The organism is Streptomyces sp. NPDC046303 (genome assembly GCF_055588085.1).
In genome coordinates, this window is sequence record NZ_JBVJFA010000010.1 from 235,870 (window position 1) to 253,936 (window position 18,067).

13 protein-coding genes are annotated in these 18,067 nt (G+C 74.2%); 11 read left to right on the forward strand and 2 right to left on the reverse strand.

What is annotated here, in order from left to right:
- Nucleotides 1-33 precede the first annotated feature (33 nt).
- Entirely contained in the window at nt 34-3,474 is a 3,441-nt protein-coding gene (locus tag ACZ6I1_RS13770) for an endo-alpha-N-acetylgalactosaminidase family protein (protein ID WP_469286691.1), read from the forward strand.
- Nucleotides 3,475-3,499: 25 nt separating this feature from the next.
- Here the strand turns inward: ACZ6I1_RS13770 and ACZ6I1_RS13775 are convergent, their stop codons facing one another.
- Complete coding sequence (locus ACZ6I1_RS13775; protein ID WP_469286693.1) at nt 3,500-4,387, reverse strand: helix-turn-helix domain-containing protein; 888 nt, start codon at nt 4,385-4,387, stop codon at nt 3,500-3,502.
- A 32-nt stretch (nt 4,388-4,419) separates the two neighbouring features.
- Entirely contained in the window at nt 4,420-5,397 is a 978-nt protein-coding gene (locus tag ACZ6I1_RS13780; protein ID WP_469286695.1) for an EamA family transporter, read from the reverse strand.
- A gap of 29 nt (nt 5,398-5,426) precedes the next feature.
- On the opposite strand from ACZ6I1_RS13780, the gene pdxR reads away from it, so the two are divergent.
- The 10 genes from pdxR (at nt 5,427) to ACZ6I1_RS13830 (ending at nt 17,918) form a co-directional block, all read left to right on the forward strand.
- Entirely contained in the window at nt 5,427-6,917 is a 1,491-nt protein-coding gene (pdxR, locus tag ACZ6I1_RS13785; RefSeq protein WP_469286697.1) for a MocR-like pyridoxine biosynthesis transcription factor PdxR, read from the forward strand.
- A 50-nt stretch (nt 6,918-6,967) separates the two neighbouring features.
- Nucleotides 6,968-7,420, forward strand: coding sequence for an LPXTG cell wall anchor domain-containing protein (locus ACZ6I1_RS13790; RefSeq protein ID WP_469286699.1), 453 nt, complete (start codon nt 6,968-6,970; stop codon nt 7,418-7,420).
- A gap of 41 nt (nt 7,421-7,461) precedes the next feature.
- A complete protein-coding gene (locus ACZ6I1_RS13795) occupies nt 7,462-8,103 on the forward strand; it encodes an RNA polymerase sigma factor (RefSeq protein WP_469286740.1) in 642 nt (213 codons plus the stop codon).
- A complete protein-coding gene (locus ACZ6I1_RS13800; protein ID WP_469286700.1) occupies nt 8,100-8,612 on the forward strand; it encodes a hypothetical protein in 513 nt (170 codons plus the stop codon). The genes ACZ6I1_RS13795 and ACZ6I1_RS13800 overlap by 4 nt, the downstream gene beginning before the upstream one ends.
- Nucleotides 8,613-9,069: 457 nt before the next feature.
- Nucleotides 9,070-10,647 carry an AbfB domain-containing protein gene (locus ACZ6I1_RS13805; RefSeq protein WP_469286702.1) on the forward strand — a complete coding sequence of 526 codons (1,578 nt, stop codon included), beginning with the start codon at nt 9,070-9,072 and terminating at the stop codon, nt 10,645-10,647.
- An 82-nt stretch (nt 10,648-10,729) separates the two neighbouring features.
- Nucleotides 10,730-11,308 (forward strand): RICIN domain-containing protein, encoded by a 579-nt coding sequence (locus ACZ6I1_RS13810; RefSeq protein ID WP_469286704.1) that lies wholly within the window; start codon nt 10,730-10,732, stop codon nt 11,306-11,308.
- Between the two features lie 35 nt (nt 11,309-11,343).
- Complete coding sequence (locus ACZ6I1_RS13815; protein ID WP_469286706.1) at nt 11,344-11,961, forward strand: RICIN domain-containing protein; 618 nt, start codon at nt 11,344-11,346, stop codon at nt 11,959-11,961.
- Nucleotides 11,962-12,110: 149 nt separating this feature from the next.
- Nucleotides 12,111-13,217, forward strand: coding sequence for a hypothetical protein (locus tag ACZ6I1_RS13820; protein ID WP_469286708.1), 1,107 nt, complete (start codon nt 12,111-12,113; stop codon nt 13,215-13,217).
- 155 nt (nt 13,218-13,372) lie between these two features.
- The gene (locus tag ACZ6I1_RS13825; protein ID WP_469286710.1) at nt 13,373-17,674 is read left to right on the forward strand and encodes a polymorphic toxin-type HINT domain-containing protein; all 4,302 of its coding nucleotides are present in this window, start codon (nt 13,373-13,375) and stop codon (nt 17,672-17,674) included.
- Nucleotides 17,675-17,684: 10 nt separating this feature from the next.
- Nucleotides 17,685-17,918 (forward strand): hypothetical protein, encoded by a 234-nt coding sequence (locus tag ACZ6I1_RS13830; RefSeq protein ID WP_469286712.1) that lies wholly within the window; start codon nt 17,685-17,687, stop codon nt 17,916-17,918.
- Nucleotides 17,919-18,067 lie beyond the last annotated feature (149 nt).

Sequence of the window (18,067 nt, forward strand, 5' to 3'; positions counted from 1 at the left end):
TCCGCCAAGGAAGCGCCGACTCCCGGAGGTCCGATGCGAACCCCCCTCTGGCCGGCCGCAGCCGCGGTGGCCGGCCTGGTCGCCACCCTGGTCGTGGCCGCACCCGCCGCCCCCGCCGCGGCGGCCGCACCCGTGACGATCACCTCGCCCGAGCTGTCCGTCAGCGTGGACAGCGCCTTCCCCCGCGTCATCGGCTACACCCGCCGGGCCACCGGCGACGTCCTGCACGGCAACGAGGATCCGCTGGGAGCCGTACTCGTCAACGGGACCAGCTACACCCCCACCGTGACCTCGACCCCCTCCGCCACCGGCGTGGACTACGCGCTCTCCTTCTCCGGAGTGACCATCAGATCCCGCCTGTCGGTGGCCGGTTCGGTCGTGGAGTTCAAGGTCACCGCGATCGAGGACACCGCGGCCCTGCGCGTACGCACCCTCGCGATCCCCGACCACCATCTCGTCAGCGTCCGCAGCAACCAGCCGGGCGCCGCGCTGGCCACCGCGAACATGCACACCGCCACCACCGGCACCGGCGACACCTTCACCCCCGTCACCGCCGCCACCCCCGTCGACCCCGCAGCGACCACCGTGATGTACGGCCTGGCCAACACCGGGAAACTGGCCGCCGCCATCGAGTCCAACTCCCTCTACGACACGCCCTCCGGCGGTACCGCACGGGAGAACGGCCGGATATCCAAGCGGGTCACCGACAAGGGCGGCTACCGCCGCGCCGGCCTGTGGAGCGGAGCCTGGCTGCACCGGGCCGCGGGCGCCGCCGACACCGACACCGAGCCCCTGCCGTACGTCCGCGTCGCGATCACGGCGGACCGCAACGCGGACTCCGCGGTCGACTGGCAGGACGCCGCCATCGCCTACCGCGACATCTGGACCCCGCCCGCCGGCTGGCAGGACACCGCCGACCGCGTCGTGCAGCGGATCCCCTTCAACTTCGCCTCCCAGGCCACCCACCCCTTCGCGCAGACCCTCGACGAGACCAAGCGGGTCCACCGCGCCACCGACGGCCTCGGCCAGTTCGTCCTCCTCAAGGGCTACGCCTCCGAGGGCCACGACTCCGCGCACATGGACTACAAGAACATCGGCTCCAAACTCGGCGGCGCCGTCGACCTGAACACCCTCACCACCGCCGGACAGGCCTACAACGCCGACTTCGGCGTGCACGTCAACGCCACCGAGGAGTACCCGGTCTCGGCCACCTTCGACCCGGCCCGCCACAGCGGCGGACTCGGCTGGGACTGGCTCGACCAGTCGTACTACGTGGACACGCGCAAGGACGGCCAGTCCGGGCAGCGGCTGAAGCGGCTCCAGGACCTCAAGGCCGCCGCCCCGGGCCTCGACTTCCTCTATGTGGACGTCTGGTACGGCGACGGCTACGTCTCCCGCAAGCTCCAGCGCGAGATCGCCGGCCTGGGACTCCAGCTGACCACCGAATTCCCCCACACCCTGACCGAACAGTCCCTCTGGCACCACTGGGCGACCGACGTCAACTACGGCGGCAGCGACCTGAAGGGCATCAACTCCACCATCGCCCGGTTCATCGCCAACCACGCCAAGGACGACTGGATCGCCCGCAGCCCCCTGCTCGGCGGCGCCGAGATCACCGCCTACGAGGGCTGGCAGGGCAAGAAGGACTTCACCGCCTTCCTGAACACCACCTTCGCCGTCAACCTGCCGACCAAGTACCTCCAGGAGTCCCCGATCGCCCGGTGGACCGCCGACACGGTCACCCTCGCGAACGGCACCGCCGTCACCACCGCGGGCGGCAAGCGCCGGATCACCACGGCCGGCCGCACCGTCCTGTCCGGGGACGCCTACCTGCTGCCCCGCGACGGCAAGCTCTACCACTGGAACGACAAGGCGGGCTCCACCACCTGGACCCTGCCCGCCGGCTGGAACACCCCCAAGCTGTACAAGCTGACCGACACCGGCCGCCAGTGGGCCGGAGACCTCACCGTGAGCGCGGGCGGCCAGGTCACCATCGACGCCGCCGCCCGCACCGCCTACGTGGTCACCAACGGCGCACCGCCCGCCCCCGCCGACCCCGCCTGGGGCGAGGGCACCCCCGTCAAGGACCCCTCGTTCTACTCGGGCACCCTGAACGCCTGGACCGTCACCGGGACCGGCGCCGCCGTCACCCGCAACGCCCAGGGCCAGAGCGAGCTCACCTTCGCCCCCGGCACCAGCCCCGCCGTCTCCCAGCAGCTCACCGGCCTCGCCCCCGGCACCTACGCCGCCTCCGTGTGGGTGTCCACCCCCACCGGCCGGGCCGCCACCCTCACCGCGACCCCCGCCGGCGGCGCCGCCGCCTCCGTGTACGCCGACTCCTCACCGCTGACGAACAACCTCGGCGGCAGCGAGAAGAACGGCACCAGGATGCAGCGCATGAAGGTCCTCTTCGACGTCCCCGCCGGGCAGTCCACCGCCACCCTCAAGCTGTCCGCCGCCGCCGGACCGGGCACGGTCTACCTGGATGACGTCCGCGTGGTCCGCTCCGCCCGCACCCCCCTCGCCGGGCACTGGTTCGCCGAGGACTTCGAGAACACCGACGCGGGCTGGGGCCCCTTCGCCTTCGGCGGCGCCGGCGGCTCGGCCACCGACCCGCGCACCCACATCGCCCAGCGCAACGCCCCGTACACACAAGCCGGGTGGAACGGGAAGCTGGTCGACGACGTGATCAGCGGCCACAACTCCCTCAAGTCCCACGAGGAGCGGACCGGACTGCTCTACCGCACCCTGCCGCAGACCCTGCGCTTCACCCCCGGCCGCTCCTACAAGGTGACCTTCGGCTACGAGACCGGATTCAGCGGCGACTACCAGTTCATCACCGGATCCGGCACCACCGAGACCGCCACCGCACTGAACCAGGCCCGCACCCCCACCACCTTCACCCAGACCTTCACGGCCGGCGCCGACGCCTGGATCGGCGTGCGCAAGGTCACCCCCGAGAACTCCCACAACGAGGCCGACCTCATCCTCGACGACCTGACCGTCGACGACCTCGGCCCGGCCGACGGCGGTGAACTCCTCGTACCGCAGCGCCAGATGAGCGTGAAGGCCGTCGACAGCCAGGAGACCGCCGGAGAGAACGGCAGCGCCGCGAACGTCCTGGACGGCGACGCCTCCACCCTCTGGCACACCCAGTGGTACGCCGCCACGGCGCCCATGCCGCACGAGATCACCCTCGACCTCGGCGCCTCCTACCCCGTCTCCGCCCTCCACTACCTGCCCCGGCAGACGCAGAGCAACGGACGCATCGCCGACTACCAGGTGTTCACCTCCGCCGACGGCGTCACCTGGGGTGCGGCGGCGGCCTCCGGAACCTTCGCCGACACGGCCTCGCAGCAGGACGTCGCCCTCACACCGCGCGCCGCGCGCTACGTGAAGCTGAAGGCCACGAGGGAGGTGGCGGACAACCCCTGGACCTCGGTCGCCGAACTCACCGTCGGCTACCGCCCCTGAACCGGTGCCGCCCCGGCCACGGCACTCAGCGGACGGGACCGCGCACCGACTGCTGCGCCCGGAACCGTACGGGCGCCATCCCGACACGGCGGCTGAACAGCCGGCTGAAGTAGGACGGATCCTCGTAACCGACCCGCCGGGCGATGCCGGCGACCGGCAGGTCGGTGCGGGCGAGCAGCTCCTTCGCCCGGCTCAGCCGGATCCCGAGGAGGTACTCCTTGACCCCCTCCCCGGTACTGCGCCGCACCGCCCAGCGCAGCTGGGGCAGCGGCATCCCGAGCCGGGCGGCGTGCTCCGCGACCGATATCGGCAGCAGGGCGTCCCGGGCCAGGGTGTCCATCACGGTGTCCCCGTGGCGGGACACTCCGGCCCGGGCGTAGCGCAGCGCCACCAGCAGCCCGTGCACGGCGGCGGCGGCCTCCACCTCCAGCAGCGGGCCGCCGCGCCGGGCGGCCCGTACGATCCCGTCGACGGCGTGCTGCACCCCGGCCGTCCCGCTCAGCGGCACCAGCGGCCGGTCCGGGGTCACGTAGCCGAGGTCGGTGTACGCCTCCACGCTGCTGCCCGCGAAGTCGACGAAGCACTCGTCCCAGCCGGTCCGCGGATCGGGCCCGTAGTGGTGCTCCACCCCCGGGACCAGCCACAGCAGCGCGGGCGCGGTCACCGGCTGGGGCGGCCGGCCGCCGTGGCTGAACCAGCCCCGGCCGCGGGTGACCACCACGGCGACGTGGTGGTCGAGGAAGCGCGGCCCCACGACCGGCAGTTCGCCCTGCTGCACCCCCACCCCCAGGCAGACCAGGCCGAGCCTGCGGTGGTTGGCGGTGGGGGAGAAGTACCGCATCCAGCTGCTGTACGGGGCACTGCCGTGCGGAGAACTGCCGTGCGGAGGACCGCTGTACGAGGGGGTCGCCATCTGCGGATTGTGATCCACAGGGCTCGGCGCCCTCAAGGGGCGGCGGACTCCCGCTGCGGGAGCGGCGCGGCCGCGCGGCGCGGCGGCCGGAGTCCCGCCGCGAGTCCGGCGATGACCACCACCAGGCCCAGCCACACCGCCGGACCCGGGACCCCGCCGCCCGTCAGGACCCCGGTGCCCGCCGCGGCGAGCGGCGCGATCCCGGTGAGCAGTCCGGCCCGGCCCGAGCCCACGGCGGCCACCGTGCGGTACCAGAGCAGGAACGCCACCGCCGTCACCAGCACGGCCAGGTACGCGGCGGCCGCCCACTGGGCCGCGCCGAGTTCCAGCAGGCCGGCGGGGTGTTCGCAGCACAGCGCGAGCGCCGCCAGCATCACCGCACCCATCCACACCGCGTGCACGGACACCCCCCACGGCCCGTGCCGGCGCAGCACCGGCACGGCGAGCAGGGTGAACCCGGCCTCGCAGCCCAGCGCGAGCGCCGCCCAGGCCAGCCCGGCGGCGTCCGTCCGGCCCGTCCCCTCCACCAGGACCGCCCCGGCCACCACGACGGGCGCCGCCAGCAGCACCTGGCGACTGGGCCGCCTGCCCTCCAGGAACGGGCCGATCAGCCCCAGCAGGATCGGTACGGAGGCCACCGCCACGGCGATGACGGCCGGTTCGGCATGCGCGACCCCGCGTACGACGGCCACGTTGAACAGCACCAGCCCGGTCGCCGCGACCCCGGCCAGCCACAGCCACTCACGGCCGCGCGGCCGCAGCAGCGGCACCCGGGCGGCCCGGGCCAGGGCGAGCAGCAGCAGGGCCGCGGCCGCGTACCGGACGGCCTGCACGGCGAACAGCGGGACGTCGACGAGCGCGCCGGAGACGGTGACGCTGCTGCCCACCAGCGCCATGCCGGCGATACCGGGCGCCAGGTCCCGGAACGCGACGGACGGGGAACTCGCGGCCCTCCGCGCCTGCACGGCATGCGGGGCCTTGACGGGGTTCGTGGCTTTCGGGCTCTTCATGCCGTCCAGCCTCGCGGCACAATGGTCCGGTGAGCAGGTCCAATGAGCGCGTGAACCAGGGGTCCAAAAGCGGGTCGGACTTCCTGCAGCTCGACATCGGCCAGGCACCGCCCGGCGGCCGCACCGACTGGCTGGCGGGCCGCCTGCGCGCCGCCATCGCCGACGGCACCCTGCCCGTCGGCAGCCGGCTCCCGGCCAGCCGGGTGCTCGCCGCCGAACTCCGCGTCTCCAGGGGGCTGGTCACCGAGGCGTACCAGCGGCTCGCGGAGACCGGCCAGGTGTCCGGCCGCGGCCGGGGCGGCACGGTCGTCGTCGCGGCCCCGCCGCCGGTGAACGCGCCCGCCGCCGCCCCGGCCCGCGGCGGGCTCGTCGACGCCCTGCGGGCCGTGCCCTGCCGCATCGACCTCTCGCCCGGGGTGCCCGATCTGACGGCCTTCCCGCGGACCGCCTGGCTCCAGGCCGAGCGCCGGGTCCTCGCCGGGCTCACCCCCGCCGACTTCGGCTACGGCAACCCGCAGGGCGCGCCCGCCCTGCGCGAGGCCGTCGTCGGCTGGCTGGCCCGCAACCGGGGGATCCGCGCCGACCCCGACGAGGTGGTGGTCGTCGCGGGGGTCGCCCAGGCCCTCGGGCTGCTGGCGCAGGTCCTGAGGGAGGACGGGGTGCGCCGCGTGGCGGTGGAGGACCCCGGCTCGCTGGGGGCCCGGCAGCAGCTGGAGTACGGGCGGCTGGAAACGGTTCCCGTACCGGTGGACGGGCTCGGCCTGGACGTGGCCGCGCTCCGGGCGAGCGGGGCGGGTGCCGTACTGCTCACCCCGGCGCACCAGTTCCCGACCGGGGTGGTGCTCGACGGCGAACGCCGCCGGGACCTGCTCGGCTGGGCGGCCGACGGGGGACTGGTCATCGAGGACGACTACGACGCCGAACACCGCTACGACCGGGCCCCCGTCCCCGCGCTGCGCGCCCTGCTGCCGGAGGGCGTCTGCTACGCCGGGAGCGTGTCCAAGCTGCTGGCGCCGGCCCTGCGCCTGGGCTGGCTCCTGGTCCCGCCGCGCCTGAGCGGGGCCGTGACCACCGCCAAGCGGTACGCCGACCTGGGCAATCCCGTACTCGCCCAGCTGGTCCTCGCCCGGCTGATGGACTCGGGGGAGCTGGAGCGGCACCTGCGTTTCGTCCGGCGCCGCCACCGGCGGCGCCGTGACGCCATGCTCCGCGCCGTCGCGGACCGGCTGCCGGGGGCCCGGGTGCACGGCGCGGCCGCGGGCCTGCACCTGATGGTCACCTTCGACGGCGCCGGCTTCGACGACACCGCCCTGGCCTCGGCGGCCCTGGCGCTGGGGGTCAAGGCCCACCCGCTGTCGTGGCACCGCCTCGCCCCGGGCCCGCCGGGCCTGATCCTGGGCTACGCGGCGGGCTCGGCGGGCGAGATCGAGGAGGGCATCGCGACGCTGGGAACGGCCCTGCGGAAAATTCTTCGGGATCGGCGGCAACCTCGCGGGGGGTCGCGCGTCGTGCGGGGGTGAAGGGTGCGGTTCCGCGCCCTGCTCCGACCCGACCGTGGAGAACCACCGTGATGAACCCCAAGCGCGTCCCCCGCACCCTTCGCCGGGCGGCCGTCACCGCAGCCGCTGCCGGGGCGGTCGTCGCCCTCGCCGGGCCGGCGTCCGCCGCGGGGGGCGCCGCCGCGCCCGCGCCCGCGCCGAGCGCGTCGCCGACTGCCGCGCCGAGTGCCGCGCCGAGTGCCGCGCCGAAGACGCCCGCCACCAGCGTGCCGCCGAGCCCGTCCGTCAGCGTGCCCGGCAGCGCCCGGCCGAGCGCGGCCCCGAGCGCCCCCGCGAAGGCTCCGGGCGCGGTGCCGAGCGCGGCCCCGAGCGGCGCCCCGCAGCCCTCGGTTTCGCCCGCCGGGTCCGAGCTCGCCCATACTGGCTCCTCCGCGACCACCGCCGCACTGGGGGCCGGAGCCGCCGGCCTCATCGCCGCCGGCGCCGGGACCCTGTACGCCGTGCGGCGCCGCGCCAACGGCTGAGGATCCCCGTGCTCGACCTCGCACCACCCGTCGGCCCCCTCATGCCCGGCTCCGGCCGGGCGTGGCGGGGCCTGTGGTCGTTGCTGCGCCGCGACCGCTCCGCCCCGGCGGCCGGGCCCCGGCCGTACGGGCCCGCGTACGCAGGCCCGTACGCGGGTCCGTACGGGCCAGGTCCCACGGTCGGCGGGGGAGACCAGCCGCCCACGGTCACCGCGCTCTACCACGCGCACCGGCTGCGCATGGTGCGTCTCGCGGTGCTCCTCGTCGACGACCTCGCCACCGCCGAGGACGTGGTCCAGGACGCCTTCACGGCCCTGTACCGCCGCCACGGGGAGCACATCGCCGAGGTGGACAACGCCCTGGGCTACCTGCGCACCGCCGTGGTCAACACCTCGCGCTCGGTCCTGCGCCGACGGCGCACCGCCCGGGCCTGGACCCCGCCCGCGCCGGCCGACGTACCGTCCGCGGAGGCGCACGTCGTCCTGGACGAGGCGCACCGCGAAGTGCTCGCCGCGCTCGGCCGGCTGACCCCGCGCCGCCGCCAGGTGCTGGTGCTGCGGTACTGGGCCGACCTCAGCGAGGCGGAGATCGCGGACACCCTCGGGATCAGCCGGGGAGCGGTGAAGTCGAACGCGAGCAGGGCCCTGGACGCACTGGAACGGATTCTGGAGGGACGGGTATGACGTACGGCGAACGCCCCGTCGAGCGCAGGCTGCGGGCAGCCCTGGACGCCCGCGCGGCCGGGATCACCGTCCGCGAGCTGCGCCCCGCCGATCCGCCGGGACCGCACGTACGGAGGTTCCCCGTGCTGCGGCGGCTGCGCCGGCTCGGGCTGCCCCTGGCCGGGCTGGCCGCGGCGGCCGCGGCCGCGGTGGGCTACCTCGTGCTCGCCCCGGACTCCGCCCCGGTCCGCCCGGTGCCGCCCGCCGCCCCGCCCGAGATCGGCACACCGACCCCGACACCGACGCCCACACCGATGCCGAGGCCGACGCCCACACCGACGCCGCCCACGACCCCGGGGCCGGGTTCCGTGCCGGGCCCGGACCCGAGCGCTTCACCCTCCGCGGCGCCCACTCCCACCGGTGCCCCGCTCCCGCCGTCGAAGTCCGCGACCCCCTCGTCGGCCCGGCCCGTGAACTCCCCCTCCGCACCGGTCTCGATGTCCCCGAGTCCGTCCCGGCCCGGTCCGTGACGGGCGCCCGAGCCGGCGGATTTTAACCCGTCAGTAGCGCACCGAATCCTGGTGTGTACCAGCCCACACCTCGCCCCCGTGTCCTGCCGCCGGCGGGCGGTCACGGTCCTCCGGGGGCGGGGCGTCGGGCCCGTAGCCGTTCTGCCGACTGGGCGGGGGGAGGGTCCGGGGAGGGTCTGGGAGGGCGGAACGGGCCGGCGCACCCCGACGCCTTCCCGCGTGCGAAATCGGCCATTTCAGGCCATTTCTCAGTCCGCGCTGCCCCGCACAAGGCTGGTTTCGGCGGAAATTTGGCTGAAAAGGCGGCAACAAAGCGCCAGATGTGCGGCAACCGGGGCAGGAGCGGTCAATTCCGTTTTGACTGACCTTTGAATGATCTTCAAGACTGCGCCCACCGACCTTCCCGCACGCATGGGGAACTGCGTGCGGGACCTAGCAGGGGGAAGCCGAAAACAGAATGAAGAAGAGCTACTCGAACTCCGGTCGTATGACGAAGGCCGTCACCCGCGGGCTCGTGACGGCCACCGCGCTGGCCGCCGTCAGCGGCGTGGCCGCGCCGCTCATCGCGGTCGCCACCCCGGCGGCCGCCGCGGCCGCCGCCGGTATCGGGACCACCGACAAGCAGCGCGTCGACGCCGCCGCCGTCGTGCGCCTCGACCCGAGCCCGGACGTACTGCTGCTCAGCGACATCGACTTCGTCCACGCCCTCTGGCAGAAGGCCCGCGACGGCGGGGAGGCCTTCGACTCCGTGCGGCTGGCCGCCGAGGGGGCCATGATCAGCGACGCGGCCGACGAGCACGTCGCGTTCATCGTCACCGGCATCCACGAGGCGTACGCCGTCGACAAGCAGCGCGAGAAGGACAAGGCCGATGCCGCCCGCGAGGCCCGGCTCGCCAAGTCCCAGGCTCTGATCGCGGTCGGTATCCCGAACAGCCCCGACCTGCTCGACCTCAGCGACGACAATTTCATCCGCGCCGTGATGCGCCACGAGGCCGCCGGTCCCGAGGTCCGCGCCGCCGCCGCGACCGCCCTGGCCGGCGACACCGTCGCCTGGCGGGAGTTCATCACCAACGGCGCCCGCGAGGCCCACCAGCGCGACGTGGCCGCCGAGCTCAAGGAGCTGGAGGAGAAGAACCGCGAGGAGGCCGAGCGCCGCAAGGAGCGGGCGGCCCGCGCCAACGCGGCCGCGCTGTTCCGCGTGACGGCGAGCGAGGCCATGCTGGTCCTCGGCGACGACAACTTCATCCGCGAACTGCTGCGCAGCGCACCGGCCGACGCCAAGGAGAGCGAGCTCTACGCGGCGGCGCAGCGCGCGGTCCTCAGCCCCGACCCGGCCGTGTGGAAGCAGTTCATCCACACCGGCGCCGAAGAGGCCTACAAGAAGGACGACGAGGCGCGCCGCAAGAAGATCGCCGAAGCCAACCGGCTGCTCCTCACGCAGATCCGGGCCGCCGCGGAGAAGACCGGTGTGAACCCGAACCTGGTCGCGGCCGCGAAGACGGCGCTGGCCGCCGGCGACGAGGCCGTCGCGCAGTTCCTCAAGGAGGAGAGCCTTTACCGCGCCAAGCGGCAGACGCTCCAGCCGGGGAACGCCAAGCTGGCCGGCTTCGTCGTGCGGCAGTCCGGTGTCGACGCCGGCGAGGCGTTCATCGCCCCCGTCTCCGCCGGCTCGAAGCAGGCCGACCGCGAGGACGCCACCTGGGTCGTGGTGCCCGCCCTGGGCGGCCAGCCGAACTGCTACTCCTTCGAGTCCGCCCGCAAGCCCGGCCACTACCTGATGCAGAAGGACCTGCGGGTGCGGCTGACCGCCAGTGACAACAGCGCGCAGTTCCGCAAGGACGCCACCTGGTGCGCGAAGAAGGCCCTGAGCGGCTCCGGTACGTCGTTCGAGTCGGCGGCCAAGCCCGGCCGCTTCCTGCGCCAGTACCAGGGCGACCTGTACGCGGCGGACAAGAGCGCCAAGAACCGCTTCGACGCGGAGAAGGACTTCGCCCAGGACGCCACCTGGAAGGTCGCCGCCCCGCTCGCGCGCTGACCGCAGTCGCAGTCGCAGTCGCAGTCGCGTCACAGTCGCAGCAGAATCCTTTCCTCCCACCTGAGAAGAACGGAAACACCCCATGTCTCGGATCGTCCGATCCGTTCTGGCCATCGGGGCCAGCGCCGCCGTGCTCGCCGCCGGCGTGACCGTCGCCGTCGCCGCGGACACCCCGTCCGCCCCGACCGCCGCTGCCGCTGCCGCGGCGCCGTCGGCCGTGCAGCTCAAGGCCGAGCACAGCGGCAAGTGCCTCACCATCGCCAACGCCGCCCTGCGCAACGGCAGCAACGCCACCCAGTCCCCGTGCGTCGCCGACGCCGAGAACCAGAAGCTCGACATGGTGCCCACCGGTGCGGGCACCTTCGAGCTGAAGTTCAGGCACAGCGGCAAGTGCCTCGACGTCGAGAACTCCGGCACCGCGACCGGCACGGTCGTCCAGCAGTGGTGGTGCGTCGGCGTCCAGCAGCAGCGCTGGCGCCTGGTCATGACCGACATCGCCAACGAGCTGTACGAGCTGCGTCCCGCCCACACGCCCGCGAACCTGAACCGCTGCCTGGACGTCACGTCCGGCAGCACGGCAGACGGCGCCGGCGTGCAGCTGTGGGGGTGCAACGGCACGTCCGCCCAGAAGTGGCGCATCCAGCCGGTCACGGCAGCCTGAGCATCCGAAACCCGCGAGAGGAAACCGATCCCATCATGTCTCGGATCATCCGGGCCGCCCTGGCCGTAGGGGCCACCTTCGCCGTGCTGGCCGGCACCGCGACCGCCGTGCAGGCCGCCGGAGCCACGAGCGCGGAAGACGCCGCCGAGGCGGCCCGCGAGGCCGCCGCCGTGGCGCGCGCCACGGCGATGGAGCAGCAGGCCCGTGGCCAGACGGCGCCCGCGGCCATCCAGCTCACGGCCGCCCACAGCGGCAAGTGCCTGGACGTCGAAGGCGGCAAGACCACGGACGGCATCAACGTCCAGCAGTACACCTGCAACGGCAGCACCGCCCAGCAGTGGAGTGCCGTCGCCGCGCCGGGCGGCAGCTTCGAGCTGCGCTCCGTCCTGACCGGCAAGTGCCTGGAGGTGCAGCAGCACGGCACCAAGCCGGGCTCCGCGGTCCAGCAGTTCACGTGCGGGCAGGGCGCGCACCAGCGCTGGCAGCTGATCCTCGTCGACCCCGTGCGCAAGCTGTACGAGGTGACGCCGACGCACGCCGCCGGCATGTGCCTGGACGTCCCCAGGGCCAAGAAGGACAACGGCGTGGACACGCAGCTGTACACGTGCAACCGGTCCGACGCCCAGCTGTGGCAGGTCCAGCAGGTCAAGTGAGCCTGCCGAACGGGGCGCGTGAGCAGGCCCGTTGAGGTCGCGGAGGGGCAGGGCCGGGCGTACGGCCCTGCCCCTCTTCGGCTGTGAACACGTTCTTCTTTTCCCAAGGGGGTCTTCAGTTGAGTCGTCAGTGGTGGGGTGTGCGGACGGTGACGGCCAGTGCGCTGGCGGGCGGGATCGCGCTCGCGGGCGTGGTGCCGGCGTGGGCGGACGGCCGTGTCGCGGCCGCCTCTCCGTCGTCCGCGGTGTCCTCGGCGTCCATCGTTGCGGGCGGCCAGGCGGAGCAGACGCTGTCGCCCGAACTGGCCGCGGCCGTCGAGGAGGCGCGCCGGCGGGTGACGCAGATGGCGAAGACGCATCCGGCCGCCGAGGTGCGGACGTCGGCGTGGAACGCGCTGCGGAGCTCCCGCGGCGACGAGGCGCTCCTCGAGTGGCTCGCGCCCGGCGGCGGTTTCGACTACGCCAAGCAGCGGGCTCGGGACACGCGCGCCCGGAACAAGGCGTTCTGCGAGCGCGTCGCGGCCACGCACACGGTGGGGTTCTCCCCCGAGGTGCGGGCGGCCGCCGCGCGGGCGCTGAAGGGGAGCGCCGCCGAGCAGGCGGCGTTCGTGAAGACGGGGTACGCCGACGCGCAGCGGCGCGACCGCGCCGCGCGCGAGGCCACCGCACAGCAGCGGTTCGAAGTAGCCGCCAGGGACCGGGACTTCGTACGCGCCCTCGGTGAGCGCGATCCGGGCGAGCAGGTACGGGTCGCGGCGCAGTGGGCGCTGCGGCCGGGTGCCGCGGACACGGACGCGGCGGAGTTCTTCGGCTACGGCTGGGCCACCGGCGCGGCCTTGGACCTGGAGGCGTACCGGACGCGTGTCGCCGATGCGGAAACGATGCGGCACCACGCGCTGACGCTCCTGATCCGCGAGGCCACGGCGGCCGAGGCGGCCGTCAAGGACGCGGCGGACGCGGCCAAGGCCCGCGCCGAGGCGGAGCGGGCCTGGAGGGCGGTGTCCGAACACGCCGACGCGGCGCAGCGCGCCTGGCTGGCCGAGCAGGCGGCCGCCGCTGCCCAGGCGGAGAACTGGCGTGCCGTCGCCCTGCTGTCCCAGCAATCGGCGGAGGAGCTCTGGAAGGCGATCTCGGGCGCCGCCGGGACCAACCAGGGCGCCTGGGCCGGGGAGCAGACCGGGGCTACCGAGGCGGCCGCGTTCTGGAAGGCCATGTTCGAGCGCGCCCAGGACGGCGAGAACCGCGCCCGGGGCTGATCCCGGCGGTCCGGCCGGCCCTTGAGCGGGGCCGGCCGGACGGCAATCGACCACCCCCGTCCGCTGACCTGGACAGGGGTTTCTTGATCCATTCGTCTAGGGGGTTTCCCGTGTGGGGAAGGGTCCGGCCCAAGGCCGGAAGGCTACGCGTGCGCGTGGCCGCGAACGTACGGAAGGCCGTGTCGACAGCGGTCGTCGTGGCGGTGCTGGGCACCGCTACCGGCGAGGCCGCTGCGGCGACGGCCGCACGTGACGAGAAGGCGTCGCTGACGAAGACGCTCGCGACGCTGGACCAGCTGGCAGGGGCGCTCAAGCCGAAGACCGCCGGCGCGGCGCCTGCCACGAAGTCCGAGCTCCAGCAGATCAGCGACGAGCGCGACCGGCAACTGGTCGAGGACTTCGCCGAGTTCGACGAGGAAGAGGAAGTCCGCGAGGCCGCCAGGAAGGCGCTGGAGAGCACCGACCCGAACGCCATCCGGGAGTTCCTGCAGCGCGGCGAGGCCGAGGCCCGCCAGCGCGCCAAGGACAAGCGCGCCGGAACGGACGTCGCGAACCGGCAGCAGATCGAGAAGCTGCGCGGTACCGGCGGCCCGTTCTTCAACGCGGAGGTCGAGCGGGTCCTCAAGGGGACGGCACAGGACCGCGCCGACTTCCTGGCCTTCGGCGCGGACATCGCCAAGCAGCGTGACGAGGCGGACAAGCAGAACGCCGCCAAGCGCGCCGAGGAGAACCGCAAGCGCGTCGAGATGCTCGCGTCGGTGGGCGGGCCCGCGGTGAAGCAGGCCGCGCAGGCCGCGCTGGACTCCAAGAACGACGCGGTGATCGCGGAGTTCCTGGAGAAGGGCTACCAGGTCGCCGCGCAGAAGGACGCCGACGACCGGGCCGCGCACGAGAAGGCGCAGAAGGAGGCCCAGGAGGCGGCGGAGAAGCTGCGTGAGCTGGCCCGCAAGGCGGCCGTGGCCGCCGAGGCCCGTACCAAGCTGATCGCCGCCCACGGCGACGCCGTCAAGGCGCTCAAGAACGCCTCCAACGCCATGTCCTCGGCGGCCTCCGCCGCGCGGGACGCGGACCGGATGCTCGCCGCCGACCGCGTCGGCAAGCGCCTGTCGAACTACGACCCGGTCAAGGCCGAGGTCGCACGTCAGCTCGGGTACGCCCAGGACGCCGCCAAGGCCGCCCAGGTCGCGGCCGCGCAGGCCAAGATCCAGGCCGATGTGCTGGTGCAGACCGGCCTGGAGCACGGAACCCAGTGGTCCGAGGTCGCCGCGGGCATCGCCGCCGCCGCGGAAGCCGCGGTGAAGGCCTGCCAGACGGCCCAGCACGCGGTGGACGCCACCGCCGCCGACGCCGCCGGCCTGAACGCCAAGAACCAGGCCGAGCTGCACGAGCAGCAGGCCAAGAAGTGGCGGGCGAACGCCGAGGAGCACGCCCGGGCCGCGGCCCGGCTGGCCGAGGCCGCCGAGAAGCAGGCGGGCATCGCCGCGACCGCCGCGGCGCGGGCCAAGGACGCGCGCGTCGCGGCCGAGCAGGCGGAGCGCGAGGCGTGGGAACACGCCCGCAAGACCCGCGATGCCCGTATCGAGGCGCAGCGCCAGGCCAAGATCGCGGCCGAGCAGCGCAAGATCGCCGAGGCTGAGCGCGACCTCGCCGCGGCGGCCCGGGCGCGGGCCGAGCGCGAGCGGGACATCGCCGCGGCGGCGCGTGCGCGCGCCGAGGCCGAGGCCCGTACCGCTTCCGCCGCCCGCGCGCAGGCGCAGGCGGCCGCCGCGACGGCGGCGTCCGCGCGTGCCTCGGCCGCCCACCAGGACGGCATCGCCGCCGAGGCGGACCGCAAGGCGCGGGACGAGGAGACCAACGCCCGCAACGCCCGCAACGCCGCGTTCGCGGCCGAGCAGCGGCACGACGCGGCGGAGGCCCGGGCCAAGGCGACCGAGGCGATCGCCGCCTCCGGTCGCGGCACGATCGACGCGGGTGTGGCCCGGGCCGCCGCCGACCAGGCGCGCGCCGACGCCAACACGGCGGGCCAGGCGGCCGGTCAGGCCCGCAGCGCCGCCGACACCGCCGGGGGTGCCGCCGTACGGGCGCGTTCCGCCGCGACGGAGGCCGCGGGTGCGGCGGCCCGGGCGCGGGCAGCGGCGGCCGAGGCCACCGCGCACGCCGCGCGGGCGAACACCGCCGCGAACAAGGCCGAGGCGGCCGCAGCGGCCTCCAACGCCGCCGCGAACAAGGCGGAGGCCGAGGCGGCCCTCACGCACGCCGCCGCCCAGCGCGCCAACCAGAAGGCCGCGGAGGCCACCGCCCAGGAGGCACGGGCCGGCATCGCCGCGCACGAGGCCGCCCGGCTGGCCGGTCTCGCCGCCATGCGGGCGAACAACGCCCTCCAGGCCGCGAACCGCACCAAGGACGAGGCCCAGGGTGCCGTCCGTGAAGCGGCGATGGCGCGGGTCCAGTCCACCATCGCCGTCAAGGCGGCGGTGGCGGCACGCAGCACGGCCGCCGGCATCGCCGAGCCGGCCAACACGGCCATCGAGCTGACCGCGCCGTTCGCCGGGAAGGACGTCGACGCCGACTTCGCCGCCGCGGTCGCCACCGCGGCGGAGGAGATGGGCGCGGAGCAGGTCGCCTCGGCCGAGGCGAAGGCCGCGGAGGCGGTCAAGGCCGCCGAGGCTGCCGAGGCCGCGGCCCAGCGGGCCAACGCCCAGGTCGCTCCGGCCTTCAAGGCCGCCGCGGCGGCGGCGCGTTCGTCCGCGAGCGCCGCGCGTTCCGCCGCGGCTGCCATGAAGTCGGCGGCGCAGGCCGCCGAGGACGGCGCCAAGGCCCGCGCGGCCGCGGCCCGCGCCCACCAGGCCGACGCACAGGCCCAGGCCGATGCCACGCTCGCCCGCGAGTCCGCCAAGCAGGCCTACGCGGACGCGACCGCGGCCCGTAACGCCGCCAACCAGGCGGAGGCGGAGGCGGCCCGCGCCCGGGGCGCCGCGGCCGAGGCCGACAGCCACGCGGTGGCCGCGAACAGCGCCGCCACCCTGGCGGAGCACGAGGCGACCGTCGCCCGGGGCGCCGCCGCCCAGGCGGAGAAGGACGCCGCGGACGCGAACAAGTTCGCGGAGTCGGCGGAGGGCCACGCCAAGGCGGCGGAGGCCGCGGCCAAGAACGCCAACACGTACGCCCGCGAGGCGGACGCGGCGGCGAAGAAGGCCGAGGAGTACCAGCGCGAGCAGGAGCGCAAGGCCCGGGAGGCGGCGGCGAAGGAAGCCGCGAGCAAGGGCAAGACCCGGGAGCTCGGCGAAGACGAACTCGATGCGCTGAGGAAGGCCGGCATCTCACCGGAGGCGTACGAGAAGGCCCGCCAGCTGGCCGAGAAGGACCTCGTCGACTTCCTGATGGAGAACGGCGGCGAGATCATCGTCGACCTCCTCTTCGAGGACATCAAGAAGTGCTTCACCGAGGGCAACTTCGAGAGCTGCTTCTGGGCCGTGGTCGGCAGCCTTCCCTGGGGCAAGGCGCTGAAGGTCATCAAGGAGACGCCGGCGATCGCCAAGGCCCTCGTCCGCATCGTCGGCGGCCTTGACGACTTCCTCGACAAGTCGGCGGCGGCGAAGAAGCTGGTCCAGAAGGGCGAGGAGATCCTCGAGGAAGCGCGCAAGGTGTGCGAGGCCTCGTCGAAGCCCAAGAACAGCTTCGTGCCGGGGACTCCCGTCCTCATGGCCGACGGCACGCGCAAGCCGATCGAGGACATCCGGGTCGGGGAGCGCGTCGTGGCGACCGATCCCGGTACCGGCAGGACCGAGCGCCGCGCCGTCACCGCCCTGATCGTCGGAGAGGGCAGCAAGAACCTCCGGGCGCTGACCGTCGACACCGACGGCGCGGCCGGGAACGCCACGGGCACCATCACGGCCACCGACGGGCACCCGTTCTGGGTCGCCAACCGGCACGACTGGGTGGACGCCGAGGACCTCGAGGCCGGTGACCTCCTGCGCACTGCGGACGGCGAACTCAGGGAGCTCGTCGGCGTCCGTGCCCGGACCGAGCAGATCCGGGTGCACAACCTGACGGTCGACGGCATCCACACGTACTACGTGTTCGCCGCCGACGTTCCCGTGCTCGTCCACAACGAGACGGTGAAGTGGTGCGGCCCGGTCGGCCAGCACCCCGAGGTGCAGGCCCTCCTCAAGGACGCCGTCGCCATGCTCGGCAACAAGAAGGTCGGCAACCTGGGGCAGCTCGGGCGCGAGGACAACGTGATCCAGCTGTGGCAGCGGCAGGACGGCAGCCTCGACCCCAAGTTCCTGGACCCGAAGCACCTCACGGAGGTCAAGAAGTTCTTCAGCCGCGAGGAGATCGAGTCCCTCCGCAACTACTTCGCCAAGATCGACGAAGTGTCGACCGCGAAGGGCAACCAGAGCCCGAGCGCCCAGCAGCGCGCGAAGGTCCTCCAGCACTACCTCGACAATTGGTAAGGTTTTCGCCGTGAAGATCATCTTCAGGAACGACGGTGGCGATCGGCTCAACGTGATGTTCGAGCCCGCCGGTATGGAGCACGACATTCCGCCCGGCGATCACATCGTCGTGGACTGGCCGGCCGCCGAGGACGAAGCCCTTGCGGGCAGTGTCGACCACACGCCGGCGGGCCTCGTCCTCACCCCGCCGTCCGACGAGGCGTTGCGGGCATGGGACTCCGCAGGGCGTGCGCTCGATGTCTGAGGGGCGGCCGCGCCGGTGATCCACCGGTAGGCCGCACCGGCGAAGGCCGCCGGCCTCTCGTCACTCCCGGAGCGGGGGGGGGGGGGGGGGGGGGGGGGGGGGGGGGGGGGTGGGGGGGGGGGGGGGGGGGGGGGGGAGAAGGGGGGGGG

Coding starts and splice junctions, on each gene's coding strand:
- ACZ6I1_RS13770 (WP_469286691.1), top strand. CDS start 34: ATGCGAACCCCCCTCTGGCCGGCCGCAGCCGCGGTGGCCGGCCTGGTC.
- ACZ6I1_RS13775 (WP_469286693.1), bottom strand. CDS start 4,387: ATGGCGACCCCCTCGTACAGCGGTCCTCCGCACGGCAGTTCTCCGCAC.
- ACZ6I1_RS13780 (WP_469286695.1), bottom strand. CDS start 5,397: ATGAAGAGCCCGAAAGCCACGAACCCCGTCAAGGCCCCGCATGCCGTG.
- ACZ6I1_RS13790 (WP_469286699.1), top strand. CDS start 6,968: ATGAACCCCAAGCGCGTCCCCCGCACCCTTCGCCGGGCGGCCGTCACC.
- ACZ6I1_RS13795 (WP_469286740.1), top strand. CDS start 7,462: ATGCCCGGCTCCGGCCGGGCGTGGCGGGGCCTGTGGTCGTTGCTGCGC.
- ACZ6I1_RS13800 (WP_469286700.1), top strand. CDS start 8,100: ATGACGTACGGCGAACGCCCCGTCGAGCGCAGGCTGCGGGCAGCCCTG.
- ACZ6I1_RS13805 (WP_469286702.1), top strand. CDS start 9,070: ATGAAGAAGAGCTACTCGAACTCCGGTCGTATGACGAAGGCCGTCACC.
- ACZ6I1_RS13810 (WP_469286704.1), top strand. CDS start 10,730: ATGTCTCGGATCGTCCGATCCGTTCTGGCCATCGGGGCCAGCGCCGCC.
- ACZ6I1_RS13815 (WP_469286706.1), top strand. CDS start 11,344: ATGTCTCGGATCATCCGGGCCGCCCTGGCCGTAGGGGCCACCTTCGCC.